Raw genomic sequence first — 322 nt, forward strand, 5'->3', positions numbered from 1 at the left:
CGGCGGCGGCGGCGGCGGCGATGTGCGCTTGGGCGCGCCAGCGCAGGCGCCCAGGGCGGCGGCCAGGGTCAGGGAGGTAAGGATACGCAGCACGTTCATGTGTCAGCTCGCCGCAGGGGGAGAGTGGAAGTCCAGGGTCGAGGCCAGCCGGTAGGCGGCGCTCAGGTCGGTCAGGCCGGCCGGGGCGCCATGGATGGCGACCTGGGCCTGGCCCTGGGCACGCAGGCGCGCGGCAAGTTCGGCGAGCAGCGCCAGGCCGGCGCTGTCCACCCGCGAGACGGCCTGCAGGTCCAGCGCGCGTGCGCCCGGCAGCGCGCGCAGC

1 protein-coding gene is annotated in these 322 nt (G+C 76.7%); it reads right to left on the bottom strand.

Annotation, left to right across the window (positions count from 1 at the left end; all coding sequences use genetic code 11):
• Positions 1-102: 102 nt before the first annotated feature.
• Positions 103-322: STAS domain-containing protein (locus D183_RS0121000; RefSeq protein WP_017910727.1), on the bottom strand; the 220-nt coding region annotated here is incomplete at its 5' end.

The organism is Xanthomonas sp. SHU 199, from assembly GCF_000364665.1.
In the GTDB taxonomy this organism is placed as follows: domain Bacteria; phylum Pseudomonadota; class Gammaproteobacteria; order Xanthomonadales; family Xanthomonadaceae; genus Xanthomonas_A; species Xanthomonas_A sontii.